Source organism: Treponema saccharophilum DSM 2985, assembly GCF_000255555.1.
Lineage (GTDB): Bacteria > Spirochaetota > Spirochaetia > Treponematales > Treponemataceae > Treponema_D > Treponema_D saccharophilum.
Map to the genome: position 1 here is coordinate 59,969 of NZ_AGRW01000045.1, position 13,177 is coordinate 73,145.

Sequence of the window (13,177 nt, forward strand, 5' to 3'; positions counted from 1 at the left end):
CAAAAACGCTACGAGCCGATTTCCCCCGGAATCACGAACGAAATCGAGCTTCCCTTTCCCGGCTCGGACTCGATGACAAGTCCCTGCGTCTGCTCGCCGTAATACAGTTTCAGCTTTTTGTTCACGTTGTAAAGCCCATAGACGGAAGTGAGTTTCTCGGAATCTGCCGCGCCCGTCGAAAGCTCCGCGCGCACTTCGGAAAGCCGCTCCGCCGTAAAACCCGCGCCGTTGTCCCGAACCTCGAAGCGGATTTTAGTCCGGCTCCCGTCGTCATAGCAGACGCGCACGCACAACTCGCCGCGGCCGCGCTTGTTCTTTATCCCGTGATAAATCGCGTTCTCCACGAGCGGCTGCAGGACTAGCTTTATCATTTTCAGGTTGATGAGCGACTCGTCCGCCTCGATTCTGTAATTGAGGATGTCGGCATAGCGGATTTTCTGAATCGTAAGATAGTTTCTGATGTGGTCGAGCTCCTGCCCAATCGTAATCCATTCATGCCCGCGGCTCAGCGAAATACGCAAAAAGTCCGAGAACGCCTTCGTAATCCGCACGACCTCGTCCGTCTTCTCCTCCTCCGCGAGCCAGACAATCGTGTCGAACGTGTTGTACAGAAAATGCGGCGTAATCTGTGCCTGGAGCGCCTTCATCTCCGCCTTCTGGAAATTCTTCTGCTCCTCCATGTTCTTCTTGATGAGGACGTCAATCTGCCCCGTCATTGTGTTGAGGTTTTCAGCGAGCGTGTCCAGCTCGTCCACGTGCGGAATGTCGATGCGCGCGTCGAGCTCGCCGTTCGCGACTTTCGTCGAAAGCTTCTCCATGTCGCTTATCGGCTTCTGGATTGCCGCGGATACAGTCATAAAGCTGTTCGCCGAAATGAGCAGCGCGAAAATCGTGATGACGAGCAGAATCAGCGTCAGGATAATCGACGTGTTCTTTATCGAAAGGTTCGTCCTGTACGCGGACTCGCTTTCCGAAACGATGAAATCCTGCATGATGTCGGAGAAAAGCCCCGTGATGGTGCGGATTTCCTCCAAGAGCGCCTCGTTCTCGCTTACGGAGCTTCCGAAACTCATCCGCGCGATGAGGTTGTGTATGCTCCTCAGGAGGGTCGCGCTCGCACGCGTCGCAACCTCAAGCTTGTCGCGGCTGTCGTTGCTCTTCGTAATCTTGAGCATCTCCTCCAGCCCGAACGTAATCTCGTTCATCATCTCGTAATGGCGCCCTTCCTCGACGTCCTTTTTCCCGCAGATTATGTTCCACAGCTCCTCGGGTATGTCGTCCTTGACGATTCCGTTTATGCGGTTCGCGTTGCTCACGTTGGAGATGATTTTGTTGTACTGCTGCGTGTGAATCTGCGAGACGACAATCGAATACACGGACGGGATGAGCGTAATCGAAAGAAGGACGATGTATGTGATTTTGAGCGTTTTCTTGAGGCTTTTGTTCTTCACTTAGTACCCTCTCGGCTCGTAAAGCGTGAAATCGTCGTCCTCGGTGAAAACAGTCTCGTCGTTGTAGGTGATACGCGGAATCTGCCGTCCCGAAGCGGCTTTCTTGACGAGAATCATGAGCATTTCGCCCAAATTCGGATTGCACTCGACGACGCAGTTGAGTTTTCCTGCGACGAGCGAGTCAATCGATTTCTGCTCGGCGTCAAAACTGATTATTATCGAGTCCGCCGGATTGATGCCGTAATCGGCGAACGAGTCGAGAATTCCGAGCGTCATCGAATCGTTGTGCGAATAAATCACGTCGATTTTCTGCCCGTCGAAATAAATGCCGTCGTTCTTGAATATTCCCGAATCGCGGTTTTTCTGAATGAGCCTGTCCGCGATTTCCTTTCCGCGCGACCGGAGGAAATCGCCGTTCTCGCAATGGATTATCCTGAATTTCTTGTCCGCCGAAATTTCCTCGCGGAATCCCTCGGCACGGCCGCTGACGACGGACGAATTTTCCGTCCCGCGTATTTCGAGGATATTCACCGGCGAATTCTCCTCCGCGCATTTCCTCATCAAAAAGCGCGCGGCACGCCTTCCCTCCTCAACGGAATTCTCGCCCAAAAATCCGGCATAAAGCGACTTGTCGGAATTTATCTGCCTGTCAACGACAATCACGGGGATTCCCGCCCGGCGCGCCTCCTTGAGCACATCGTCCCAGCCGTCCTCCACAATCGGAACGAACGCGATGACGTCAACCTGATAGACGATGAATGAGCGGATTGCCCGCAGCTGGTTTTCCTGTTTCTGCCGGGCGTCGTCGAACAGAATCTGGATGTCGTTCTTCTCCGCCGCCTCGAAAATCGACTGCGTGTTCCGCGTTCGCCACGCGCTTTCCGAGCCAATCTGCGAGAACCCCAGAATCAGCCGCTCGCTTTTTTTCTCCGCCTTCTTTCCGCCGAGCGTTATGAAAAGCAGGACGGCAAAAGACGAAAGCGCGGCAACGGCGAGCAGCGAAGCAAAAATCATGTACGGACTTTTTATTAATTTCATTTTTTTAGAAGCCTCATTTTATGAACGAGATATTATAAAGTCAAGAATTATCGCTATAGTGCAAAAAATATATTTTTTATAATTATTTTGCCATTTTTAAATAACCGAATTACAATGGGAGCCAATCTAAAAAAACAGAAGGAAAACATGGACGCAATTAAAAACCTCATTGAATCGGGCAATGCGATTGTGGGAATCGAATTCGGCTCGACACGAATCAAGGCTGTGCTGATTGACGAAACGAACGCGCCAGTCGCACAAGGAAGTCACACCTGGGAAAATTCCCTCGTAGACGGAATCTGGACTTACTCGCAGGAAGAGATTATTGCGGGTCTGCAATCGGCGTATTCCGACTTGAAATCTGACGTTCAGAAAAAGTTCGGTGTCGCCCTCAAAAAAATCAGGGCACTTGGAATTTCGGCAATGATGCACGGATACCTTGCCTTTGACAAGAACGGTACGCTTCTTGTTCCGTTCAGAACGTGGCGCAACACGATTACCGGCGAAGCTTCAGAAAAACTTTCTTCGCTCTTCTGCTACCCTATCCCGGAACGCTGGAGCATTTCGCATCTTTATCAGGCAATTCTGAACAAAGAGCCGCACGTAAAAGACATTTCTTTCTTTACAACCCTCGCGGGATTCATTCATTGGAAGCTCACAGGCCAAAAAGTTTTGGGAATCGGAGACGCTTCCGGAATGTTCCCGATTGACACTGCCACAAAAAATTACAACAAAAAATTTATAGAAAAATTTGACAATCTTGTTGCTGACAAAAAATTCGCTTGGAAACTGGAAGATTTGCTGCCGAAAGTTCTTCTTGCAGGCGAAGATGCAGGCACGCTCACCGCGGACGGTGCAAAACTCCTTGACCCAACAGGCGAGCTTGAAGCCGGAGCTAAACTTGCTCCGCCAGAAGGCGATGCCGGAACTGGAATGATTGCGACAAACAGCGTCGCAAAACGAACGGGAAATGTCTCGGCAGGAACTTCGGTTTTTGCGATGGTCGTCCTCGAAAAGGATTTGAGCAAAGCTTACAACGGCTTGATTGATTTGGTCACAACGCCTGACGGCGCGCTCGTGGCGATGGCCCACGCGAACAACTGCATGGGCGAGTTTGACCATTGGGTAAATCTCTTTGACGAGGTTCTAAAGGCAACTGGCTGCAACGTTGACAAAGGCAAGCTCTACGGAACGCTTTTAAAAGCCGCTCTTGAAGGTGACAAAGACTGCGGCGGGCTTTTACCGTTCAATTATCTTTCTGGAGAAAGCATTACAGGTCTTACGGAAGGCAGACCGCTTTTTGTCCGCACGCAGCACGCAAACTTTACAATGCCAAACTTTATCCGCGCACAACTTTTTACGGCTCTCGGCGCGCTCAGAACCGGCATGGACATTCTTTTTGACAAAGAAAACGTAAAAATTGACAGCCTTACAGGTCACGGCGGATTCTTCAAGACCGCGGAAACTGGACTTACCGTTATGTCTGCTGCATTGCACACCCCTGTTTCTGCACTGGAAACTGCTGGCGAGGGCGGTCCGTGGGGAATGGCTGTTTTGGCAAGCTATCTCGTGAACGGTGGCGGAAAGACTCTTGACGCATGGCTGGCCGAAAAAGTATTTGCCACAAGCAAGAAAACGACGGTTTCGCCAAAACAAGATGACATTGAAGGATTCAACAAATTCTTCGCACGCTACACAAAAGGCTTGGCAATCGAAAAAGCTGCTATCGAATCGATTGAATAAGCCGGTGGGCAAAGTCGAAAAAATTATAAAAAAACTAATCATCAAAAAAGGAGGAAAAAAAGATGATAGGATTAGAGGAGTTTGAATTTTGGTTTCTTACAGGAAGCCAAGACTTGTATGGAGAGGAGACATTAAAACAGGTTGCCATCGACTCAAAAAAAATCGTTGATGAGCTTAACGCCAAAGCAGGATTTCCTTGCAAACTCGTTTGGAAAGAGACTCTTTTGACGCCATCTTCAATCCACAAAACTCTTGAAGAAGCGAATGCCTGCGACAAATGTGCCGGCGTTATCGTTTGGTGCCACACATTCAGCCCTGCAAAAATGTGGATTGCGGGCTTGAACGCTTACAAAAAACCTCTCTTGCAGCTCAACACTCAGTTCAACGTGGAAATTCCTTACGCAACGATGGACATGGACTTTATGAACCTGAACCAGAGTGCGCACGGAGACCGCGAATTCGGATTCATCACAAGCCGAATGGACATGCCACGAAAAGTTATCGTTGGTCACTGGGCAGATGAATGCACTCAGAAAAGAATCGCTGACTGGATGCGAGTTGCCCGCGCCGTTGCTGATGGAAAAACGCTCCGCGTAATCCGCTTCGGAGACAACATGCGCGAAGTTGCTGTTACTGACGGCGACAAAGTTGAGGCAATGATTAAATTCGGATGGAGTGTTCCGTATTACGGAATCGGCGACCTCGTAGCGTACATGAACGAAGTTAGCCAGGGTGATATTGACGCACTCTTCGACGAATACAATCAGAAATACGAAATCGTATATGACTGTGGAAACGGATTCGACAAGGATTTTGTTATCGGTCAGATTAAAGAGCAGGCAAAAATCGAAATCGCCCTCAGAAAATTCCTCAAGGACAACGACGGAAAAGCACTCTGCACCAACTTCCAGGATTTGCACGGAATGAAGCAGCTTCCAGGTCTTGCAATTCAGAGACTTCTTGCAGACGGCTACGGATTCGGTGCGGAAGGTGACTGGAAAACTTCCGCTCTCGTCCGAACGTTCAAGGCAATGACGGCAGGTCAGGTTGTTGCGGGCAAAAAAGGCAACGCATTCATGGAAGACTATACTTACAACCTTGTCAAAGGCAAAGAAGCCAACATGGGTAGCCACATGCTCGAAGTTGACCCAGAAATCGCTGTCTCAAAACCAAAAATCGAAGTTCATCACCTCGGAATCGGCGACAAAGAGCCACCTGCACGCTTCGTATTCAACACACTCGAAGGCGAAGGTCTCGTTGCCGCTGTCGTTGACATGGGTAACCGCTTCCGCTGCGTAATCAACGAAATCAACGTAATTCCGCCAGAAGCACCGCTTCCAAAACTCCCAGTTGCACGAATGCTCTGGCAGCCGTATCCGAGCCTTGCAACTTCTGCAGAAGCATGGATTCTCGCAGGCGGCGGACACCACACTGCATTCTCGAACATCATCACACGCGAGCAGCTTCAGGACTGGGCTGAGATGGTCGGAATTGAGTGCGTGGCAATCGGAAAAGAGACTACAATTCCTCAGATTCGTAACGAACTCCGCTGGAACGCCGCTTACTGGAACGCAAAACGCTAATATAGTAGAGTTACGTCATGCCGAAACAAGTTTTTTTGTAAAAGCCTTTCGGCATGACAAAACTAAGGACAAAAAATATGAGTATGTTTCAGACAATAAAAGAGCAGGCTTACGAAGCAAACATGCAGATTCCGGCTCAAAAACTTGCAATTTACACTTGGGGAAACGTGTCGGCTTTTGACCCAGACGCAGGTGTTTTTGCGATTAAGCCATCTGGAGTCGCTTACCCGGAACTTACAGTTGACAGCATGGTTGTTGTCGATTTGGACGGAAAGGTTGTTGAGGGTGAATTGAATCCTTCAAGCGATACAAACACGCACCTTGTTCTTTACAAAGAATGGGCTGTAAAAGGCGGAGCCAAAATCGGCGGAATCGTGCATACGCATTCAACTTACGCCGTGGGCTGGGCACAGGCACAACGTCCTATTCCGCTTTTTGGAACGACGCACGCAGACCACATTCAGTCGGTAGTTCCTTGCACGCCTTACATTACAAAAGACGCTCTCACAAGAAACTACGAGCTTGAGACCGGAAACCTTATCGTAAAGCACTTTGCCGACGAAGGTTTGCACCCGGCAGAAACAACGATGGTTTTGGTCGCAGGACACGGGCCATTCACATGGGGAGCTACACCGGACAAAGCCGTGTACAACGCCGCAGTTCTTGAAGAAGTTGCAAAAATGGCGACAATCACTCTGCAGGTAAATCCTGCCGCAACCCAATTGCCACCGTACATCATCGACAAGCACTACCAACGCAAGCACGGACCGAACGCTTACTACGGTCAGAAAAAATAAGTAACAACTTTTTAGCCCTCTGTAAATATCTCGCTCTGCCGGCTGCGTATTCTTCAGAAATGCCTATTGCCTTTGATGTGAGTTCATCTGATGAAAGTGCATTCCCAGATGCCGAAAGCATTGGAATGCACTTTTTTGTTAGAACAGAAACGCTGGTAAATACAAATAAATATGCTGAAATAATTTCAATCAACGAAAAATACAACTGCTTCTCCCCTTTTTGACCGTTTTCGTAGCTGGTATAATCACATCATGAAATACAAATTCATATCTTGGAACGTAAACGGGCTTCGCGCCGTGATGGGAAAGAATTTCATGGAAGCATTCGATTCGCTCGGCGCGGATTTTTTCTGCCTTCAGGAAACGAAGCTTCAGGCGGGACAAATCGAGATGGATTTGCCCGGCTACAAGGAATACTGGAACTACGCGCAGAAAAAAGGATACTCCGGAACCGCGATTTTCACGAAGCACGAGCCGCTGAGCGTTTCTTACGGAATCGGAATCGAACAGCACGACACGGAAGGGCGCGTCATCACGCTCGAATACGCGGATTTTTTCCTCGTCACGGTCTACACGCCGAATTCCCAGAACGAACTGAAACGGCTCGATTACCGCATGGCGTGGGAGGACGATTTCAGGAACTTCCTCGTCTCGCTCAAGGCGAAAAAGCCGGTAATCGTCTGCGGGGACATGAACGTCGCGCACGAGGAAATCGACATAAAAAATCCGTCCGCGAACAGGCGCAACGCAGGATTTACGGACGAGGAGCGCGCAAAAATGACGGAACTGCTCGCAAGCGGATTTATTGACACATTCCGAACGCTCAATCCAGAACTCAAAGACGCTTACAGCTGGTGGTCGTACCGGTTCCACGCGCGCGAGCGCAATGCCGGATGGAGAATCGATTATTTCCTTGTCTCCGACGACATCAAGCCGCGTATTTCAGACGCGAAAATCCACGCCGATATTTTGGGCTCCGACCACTGCCCAGTCGAGCTTGAGCTTGAATTCTAGCCAGGCAAACCTGCTGTCCGGAAACGAAACCGTCATTCCGAAACAGGTTCGGAATCAACGAACGAAAATGCTGAAATCGGTCGTTTTTATTCAGAATTTCGGGCAAAACACTTGAACAAAAAAAAGCGATGATGTATATTAATCTCGCTTTTGCGGTTGTCATATAACGGCTATTATCCGGGCTTCCCAAGCCCGTGACGCGGGTTCGACTCCCGTCAACCGCTTCTTTTTGATGAAAACGCGCCCGAAAGGTTATGGACTTTTCGGGCGCGTTTTTTTATGCGCGGAAAAAGGAAAGGAGGAGTCAATGGAGAATATCTTTCTGAACGCACGGGCTTTTTTAGAGCAGACAGGCGCGCTGATATGGTTTTTCATATCGGTCATCCTCATATTCGCTTTTATCGCCGAGCTGATATCGGTTTCGCTCAGGACGAAACTTCCGGCGCACACGGCAATCGTGCTGTCCGCGGCAGGAACAGCAATCCTGATGGTTCCCGCGACGCTCTCGCTCGACTCGCTCATCGAATCGAAAGCGAGGGCGGGAAGAATCGGCGAGATTTCCAGACTGGAAGCGGAAATGAAAACGAAGAAGCTCGAGCGCGAGGCTGCCGAACGCAAAATCGAAATCGACTCGATGCGCACGCAGCTTGCCCTCCTCAAAAACACGCAGGCAAGCGTCGCAAAAATGCACGACATCGCGGAAGTCGCGCTCCTCAAGGCGAACCTCCGTCAGACGGTCGTCCACGATGAGCCCGTCTCATTGCCGGAACAGCGGAAATTCCTCGGGATTGTCGATGCCGGATTCGCGAACGACAAAGTCCTCGTCGTAAGCACGCACGACATCGACGCGAAATTCGGCGTGGACATGGCGGGCGTGATGATAAAGAAGACGGATGACGATTCCGTCGTTGTCTCCGGAATCACGCCGAAATTCATCGGCTCGTCGAAAAACATCACGGCGACGCCGATAAAGGAGCTAAGGCACTGCACATACCGGAAGGCGAAACCGACGGGCGAGCCTGTGCTCGACACGGTGACGGTGCTGAACGACTCATTCTCGAAGAACATCGTCGACGGATATCTCGCGAAATTCGAGGACGAATACCAGAAGTCGCTCTCCGACGGCGGCGAATTCGGCTACCTGAACGACGCCGTTTCCCAGCTTGCAAGGAATTTCATAACGGTCGTGCTCGCGCCCGCATACAAGAACATCGCTTTCTCCGACGAGATTCCCGAAGGCTCGGTGCAGTTCGACAAATACATCCAGCAGGAAATCGATTTTTATTCAGCAAAGACGGCGGAAAAAGAGCGGGAAAGCGGCTCATAAAGGAAACGCCCGGAAATAATGCCGATACATAAAACGAGCCCGAAATCCTTGCTTCGGCTCCGTTCTGCTGCAAAGACGAGGAAAAGGATTTCGCGGAACACTCGTCCGGCATGAAAGCAAAAACGCAGCCTATGTTCAAGGCGGCAAAAAAAATCGGCACCCGAGAAAACGGGCGCCGACAAGGCCGTTCCGAAAGCCGCTATTTTCCGCTTCCCTTTGCAATCTCCGAAATCGACGAGACGATTCCCGCGAGGTTCTGGAAATCGGCGGGGACGATTATCTTCGTCGCCTGTCCGTTCGCAGCCTTCTCCATTGTCTCAAGGCTCCGGAGCTTTATGACGGCATCGTCGATTCCCGCCTCGCGAATCATCCGCAAGCCGTCGGCGGTCGCTTTCTGGACTTCAAGAATCGCCCTCGCCTCGCCTTCCGCACGGCGGATTCTCGCCTCCTTCTCAGCCTCGGCCTCAAGAATGCGCGACTGCTTTTTTCCCTCCGCGACGAGAATCTCGGACTGCTTCTGGCCTTCGGCGACGAGAATCTTCTCCCTGCGCTCGCGCTCCGCGCGCATCTGCTTCTCCATCGCGTCGCGTATCGCCTCGGGCGGCATGATGTTCTTCACTTCGACGCGGTTGACTTTTATGCCCCACGGGTCGGTCGCCTCGTCGAGGATTGAGCGCATTTTCGTGTTTATGACGTCGCGGCTCGTGAGCGTCGCATCAAGCTCAAGCTCGCCGATTATGTTGCGGAGCGTCGTCGCGGTGAGCGTCTCGATGGCGGTCATCGGATTTTCGACGCCGTATGTGTAGAGCTTCGGGTCTGTTATCTGCATGTAGACGACGGTGTCGATGTTCATCGTCACGTTGTCCTTCGTGATGACTGGCTGCGGCGGAAAATCGAGGACTTTCTCCTTCAGCGAAACCCTGTTCGACACGGAATCGATGAACGGCAGTTTCGCGTGGAGCCCCGTCTGCCAGGTGGACGAATACGTCCCCAATCTCTCGATGATGAACGCGTCCGACTGCGGGACAATCCGGATGTTCGCGATGATAAGAACGAGCACCACGACACATGCGATTCCAATCGTAAATATTGGCATAAAACCTCCTGTATGCTAAAAAATGTCCGGAATTTCCGGACATCAACCGGGGAATCAGCAATCCCCGTTTTTCCCGACAAAAATCCGTCAGCCTTCCTGCGCCCGCGAAACGACGAGCGTCGCCCCGCGTATCTCATCGACGACGCATTCCGTTCCCTGCGCGATTTCCGAGCCGTCGCCGCTCGTGACGGACCAGACGACGCCGTTTATCCTGACGCTTCCCTTCTCAGCCGCCGTTATCCCCGTAGCAAGCCGGACTTTCTTTCCCACAATGCTGTCGCTGTTCGTCGCGACGTGGCGGACGGCGAGCTTTTTTGCGACGAAGCCGCGCGTGGAGACGAGCAGCGCGGAAGAAATCGCGATGAAAACGAGGAACTGCACGCCGAACGGAAAGCCGAGGAACGACACGAAAATCATAGCGAAAGCACCGCACCCGAACCATATCGTCGTCAGCGAGAACGTCATTCCCTCGACGACGAACATCGCGACGGCGACAAAGAGCCAGAAGAACGGCGCGCGCGAAACAACAAAACCGAAAAGACCATCCATAAAATCAGCCCTCCTTCACCCTGAAATCGACAGCATCGGCGGCCGGAATCGGCTTGGAGAAATAATATCCCTGTATCGTATCCGCGCCGAATTCGCGCAGGCGCTCGAACTGCCATTTTTCCTCAACGCCCTCTATTATCATCTCCTTCCCGAGGTCGTGCATGAGCGTAATTATATTCTTGATGAACGAATCCTTGCCGTCAACAAGATACGCATCGACGAGCGACTTGTCGAGCTTGATGACATCGACGGGAATATACGTGAGATAGCCGAGCGACGAATAGCCCGTCCCGAAGTCGTCCATCAGAATCCTGATTCCCAGCTCCTTGAAGCGCTTGAACAGCCCGTCGGCAAGCGCGCTTTTCTCAAGGAACATCCCCTCGGTAATCTCTATTTCGACAAGCTCGGCGGGAACGCCGTACTTTTCGAGGAGAGAGGCGAGGAAATCGACGTAGCCGTGGTCGTTCAGCTGGTTGCTCGAAAAATTGATTGAGACGGGATGGAGCGTCTTGCCGCCGTTTTTCCATTCCGAAAGCTGCTTTATCGCAAGCTCCGTCGTGATTCGTCCGATGCGCCAAATCCATCCGCTCCGCTCCGCCACGGGAATGAACTGTCCCGGGTATATTCCCGGCTCCTTCATGCGCACGAGCGCCTCAAAACCGGACACTTCCTTTGTCCGCGCATCAATCTGCGGCTGGTACACCATAAAGAACCCGTCGTTCTCGAACGCAGCCTGAAGCTTCTCCTTTATGCGGATTTCCTCCCGCGCGCGCTCCTTCATCTCGTCGCCATAGACGACGATGCCGTTCTTCCCCAAGCACTTCGCCTCGTACATCGCGCACTCGGCGTTCGTTATGTGCTGCTCGGCAAGCGTCACGCCGTCGGAATTCGACACGCCGATGCTCGCCGTTATCGTAAGCGTCTCGTAACCGAGCGGGATGGGAGAGCGGATTGCGTCCATTATCCTCCCGATTTCCTCGGAATCGCGCGTAAGACACGCCCCCGGCATCACGAACAGGAATTCGTCGCCGCCGTACCGCGCAAGCTTCCAGCCGACCTCATCGGAAATCGACTTGAACACCGCGACAAGGTACTGCAAAACGCTGTCCGCGAACGAGTGCCCGTAGTTCTCGTTTATGCTCTTGAACCCGTCGATGTCGACGATTACGACGGAATACACGTCGTCCTCCGTCATGTTCAGGCGGAGATATTCCGTTATCGTGCGCCTGTTCAGGATGTCGAGCACCTCGTCGTACTCCACCTGATACCGGAGCTGCTCCTCAAGAAGCTCGTATTTTCTGCGCAAGGCGCGCGACTCGCGCAGGGACGCGCCGTTCACCGCCGAGCCGAAGACAATCGAGAGCGCGAGGAACAGGAGCGACAGAATCATAAGCGGGACGGAAATCATCCCGCCCTCGCCAATTCTCCCGCTTTCCGAGACGGAACAAAACAGAAGCGCGATTGCCCCTATTATGCAGAACGCGCTGCAAACGAACGAAACAACGTGGAAAACCTTGGTGTATTTTCTGAATCTCATATCATTTTCCTCTCGCCACGGCAAAATCACTTGTCCACAAACCTCGCGTGCGACTTCATGTACCCGTCAAGCCCTTCCGAATCATCCCGCGTGTACGTCAAAGTCGGAATCACTACGGTCGGCTCTATGGATTCGCCCTTAGCGGCGCGCACGGCATTCCTCACCGCCTCGTAGCCGAGCATGTAAGGCTGCTGCGTCGTGACGAAGAGGAGGTTCCCGCCGCCGCGCATCTCCTCGGCAAGCGACATGCTCATGTCGGTTCCCGCGACGATTATGTCATCGCGCCCGAGCCGCTTTATCACGTCGACCGCCGCCATGAGCGACATCTGGTTCCAGCACCAGACGAAATTGATGTCGGGATGCTCCGAAAGCATTTTCACGACGGAAACGCTCGCCTGCTCGTAAAGGTTCCCGCGAATCTGCCTGACAATCCGGAGCTTTCCCGCGTCAACGAGCGTTTTGAGCCCGTCCCTGAATCCGTCGCACCGCTCCTTCCCAATCGAGAAGGAATCGTCAATCACAAGCCCCGCGCGCACATCGGAAAGCCCGTTTTCCTCGACGAACCGGCACAGGCACAGCGCGGTCGCGCGCCCGAGCTCCGTGGAATCGACGATTACCTGCACTGCCGGGCGCGGTTGCACGACGCTGTTCCACGTCACCACGGGCACATCGACTTCCGAGGCGAGCCTCAACGAGCGCCCCGACTCCTCCACGGAAAGCGGGCATATCACGATTGACTTCACGTCGTCCTTGAGCATTTCCTTGACGAGGTCGCGCTCGACGGAAACATCGTAATGGGAATCCGCCTCAACGAGCATGACGTCGAATTCCTTCGCGGCATCACGCATCCCGGCAATTGCCTCGACGAACCATTCGTTCGTCCCGTCAAACAGTATACTCCCGATTTTGAGTTTTGCATTTTTTTCGCACGACGAAACAACCATGAGGGAGACGGCGGCCGCGATTACAAGCCGCGCCACAATCGATTCCCCGCGTTTTCCCGACATCCTTGCCATCCTCATCTCCCGCCATCTTCCCGACG

At 52.3% G+C, this 13,177-nt stretch carries 12 protein-coding genes and 1 tRNA gene; 7 read left to right on the plus strand and 6 right to left on the minus strand.

All coding sequences use genetic code 11. From position 1 onward, the window contains the following. Window positions 1-8: 8 nt before the first annotated feature. A complete protein-coding gene (locus TRESADRAFT_RS06810) occupies window positions 9-1,451 on the minus strand; it encodes a sensor histidine kinase (protein WP_002704128.1) in 1,443 nt (480 codons plus the stop codon). After that, window positions 1,452-2,489: an ABC transporter substrate-binding protein gene (locus TRESADRAFT_RS06815; RefSeq protein WP_002704130.1), complete on the minus strand. Its 1,038-nt coding sequence runs from the start codon at window positions 2,487-2,489 to the stop codon at window positions 1,452-1,454. Between the two features lie 147 nt (window positions 2,490-2,636). Between TRESADRAFT_RS06815 and TRESADRAFT_RS06820 the strand changes: the two genes are divergently transcribed. From TRESADRAFT_RS06820 to TRESADRAFT_RS06840, 7 genes are all read left to right on the plus strand, one after another. Further along, entirely contained in the window at window positions 2,637-4,232 is a 1,596-nt protein-coding gene (locus tag TRESADRAFT_RS06820; protein WP_040842472.1) for a xylulokinase, read from the plus strand. A 62-nt stretch (window positions 4,233-4,294) separates the two neighbouring features. After that, a complete protein-coding gene (araA, locus tag TRESADRAFT_RS06825; RefSeq protein ID WP_002704134.1) occupies window positions 4,295-5,815 on the plus strand; it encodes an L-arabinose isomerase in 1,521 nt (506 codons plus the stop codon). 77 nt (window positions 5,816-5,892) lie between these two features. Beyond that, a complete protein-coding gene (gene araD, locus TRESADRAFT_RS06830) occupies window positions 5,893-6,612 on the plus strand; it encodes an L-ribulose-5-phosphate 4-epimerase AraD (RefSeq protein WP_002704135.1) in 720 nt (239 codons plus the stop codon). A gap of 59 nt (window positions 6,613-6,671) precedes the next feature. Beyond that, window positions 6,672-6,836 (plus strand): hypothetical protein, encoded by a 165-nt coding sequence (locus tag TRESADRAFT_RS16235; protein WP_159100039.1) that lies wholly within the window; start codon window positions 6,672-6,674, stop codon window positions 6,834-6,836. A gap of 28 nt (window positions 6,837-6,864) precedes the next feature. Beyond that, entirely contained in the window at window positions 6,865-7,626 is a 762-nt protein-coding gene (locus tag TRESADRAFT_RS06835) for an exodeoxyribonuclease III (RefSeq protein WP_002704137.1), read from the plus strand. A 152-nt stretch (window positions 7,627-7,778) separates the two neighbouring features. Next, a tRNA-Gly gene (locus tag TRESADRAFT_RS16130) sits at window positions 7,779-7,850 on the plus strand. A gap of 83 nt (window positions 7,851-7,933) precedes the next feature. After that, window positions 7,934-8,953, plus strand: coding sequence for a hypothetical protein (locus TRESADRAFT_RS06840; RefSeq protein ID WP_002704139.1), 1,020 nt, complete (start codon window positions 7,934-7,936; stop codon window positions 8,951-8,953). Window positions 8,954-9,152: 199 nt separating this feature from the next. Here the strand turns inward: TRESADRAFT_RS06840 and TRESADRAFT_RS06845 are convergent, their stop codons facing one another. The 4 genes from TRESADRAFT_RS06845 to TRESADRAFT_RS06860 all read right to left on the minus strand — a co-directional run bounded on the left by TRESADRAFT_RS06845 (window position 9,153) and on the right by TRESADRAFT_RS06860 (window position 13,151). Then, entirely contained in the window at window positions 9,153-10,049 is an 897-nt protein-coding gene (locus TRESADRAFT_RS06845) for an SPFH domain-containing protein (RefSeq protein ID WP_002704141.1), read from the minus strand. An 87-nt stretch (window positions 10,050-10,136) separates the two neighbouring features. Then, window positions 10,137-10,598: an NfeD family protein gene (locus tag TRESADRAFT_RS06850; protein WP_002704143.1), complete on the minus strand. Its 462-nt coding sequence runs from the start codon at window positions 10,596-10,598 to the stop codon at window positions 10,137-10,139. Between the two features lie 4 nt (window positions 10,599-10,602). Next, window positions 10,603-12,135, minus strand: a complete 1,533-nt coding sequence (locus tag TRESADRAFT_RS06855; protein WP_002704144.1) for a putative bifunctional diguanylate cyclase/phosphodiesterase — start codon at window positions 12,133-12,135, stop codon at window positions 10,603-10,605. 26 nt (window positions 12,136-12,161) lie between these two features. After that, on the minus strand, window positions 12,162-13,151 hold the full coding sequence (locus TRESADRAFT_RS06860) for a sugar ABC transporter substrate-binding protein (RefSeq protein WP_002704146.1): 990 nt from the start codon (window positions 13,149-13,151) through the stop codon (window positions 12,162-12,164). Window positions 13,152-13,177: the final 26 nt, after the last annotated feature.

Bases quoted from the DNA above. Each gene is read 5' to 3' on its own strand.
- TRESADRAFT_RS06815 (WP_002704130.1), bottom strand. From the start codon at position 2,489: ATGAAATTAATAAAAAGTCCGTACATGATTTTTGCTTCGCTGCTCGCC.
- TRESADRAFT_RS06820 (WP_040842472.1), top strand. From the start codon at position 2,637: ATGGACGCAATTAAAAACCTCATTGAATCGGGCAATGCGATTGTGGGA.
- araA (WP_002704134.1), top strand. From the start codon at position 4,295: ATGATAGGATTAGAGGAGTTTGAATTTTGGTTTCTTACAGGAAGCCAA.
- araD (WP_002704135.1), top strand. From the start codon at position 5,893: ATGAGTATGTTTCAGACAATAAAAGAGCAGGCTTACGAAGCAAACATG.
- TRESADRAFT_RS16235 (WP_159100039.1), top strand. From the start codon at position 6,672: ATGCCTATTGCCTTTGATGTGAGTTCATCTGATGAAAGTGCATTCCCA.
- TRESADRAFT_RS06835 (WP_002704137.1), top strand. From the start codon at position 6,865: ATGAAATACAAATTCATATCTTGGAACGTAAACGGGCTTCGCGCCGTG.
- TRESADRAFT_RS06840 (WP_002704139.1), top strand. From the start codon at position 7,934: ATGGAGAATATCTTTCTGAACGCACGGGCTTTTTTAGAGCAGACAGGC.
- TRESADRAFT_RS06845 (WP_002704141.1), bottom strand. From the start codon at position 10,049: ATGCCAATATTTACGATTGGAATCGCATGTGTCGTGGTGCTCGTTCTT.
- TRESADRAFT_RS06850 (WP_002704143.1), bottom strand. From the start codon at position 10,598: ATGGATGGTCTTTTCGGTTTTGTTGTTTCGCGCGCGCCGTTCTTCTGG.
- TRESADRAFT_RS06855 (WP_002704144.1), bottom strand. From the start codon at position 12,135: ATGAGATTCAGAAAATACACCAAGGTTTTCCACGTTGTTTCGTTCGTT.
- TRESADRAFT_RS06860 (WP_002704146.1), bottom strand. From the start codon at position 13,151: ATGGCAAGGATGTCGGGAAAACGCGGGGAATCGATTGTGGCGCGGCTT.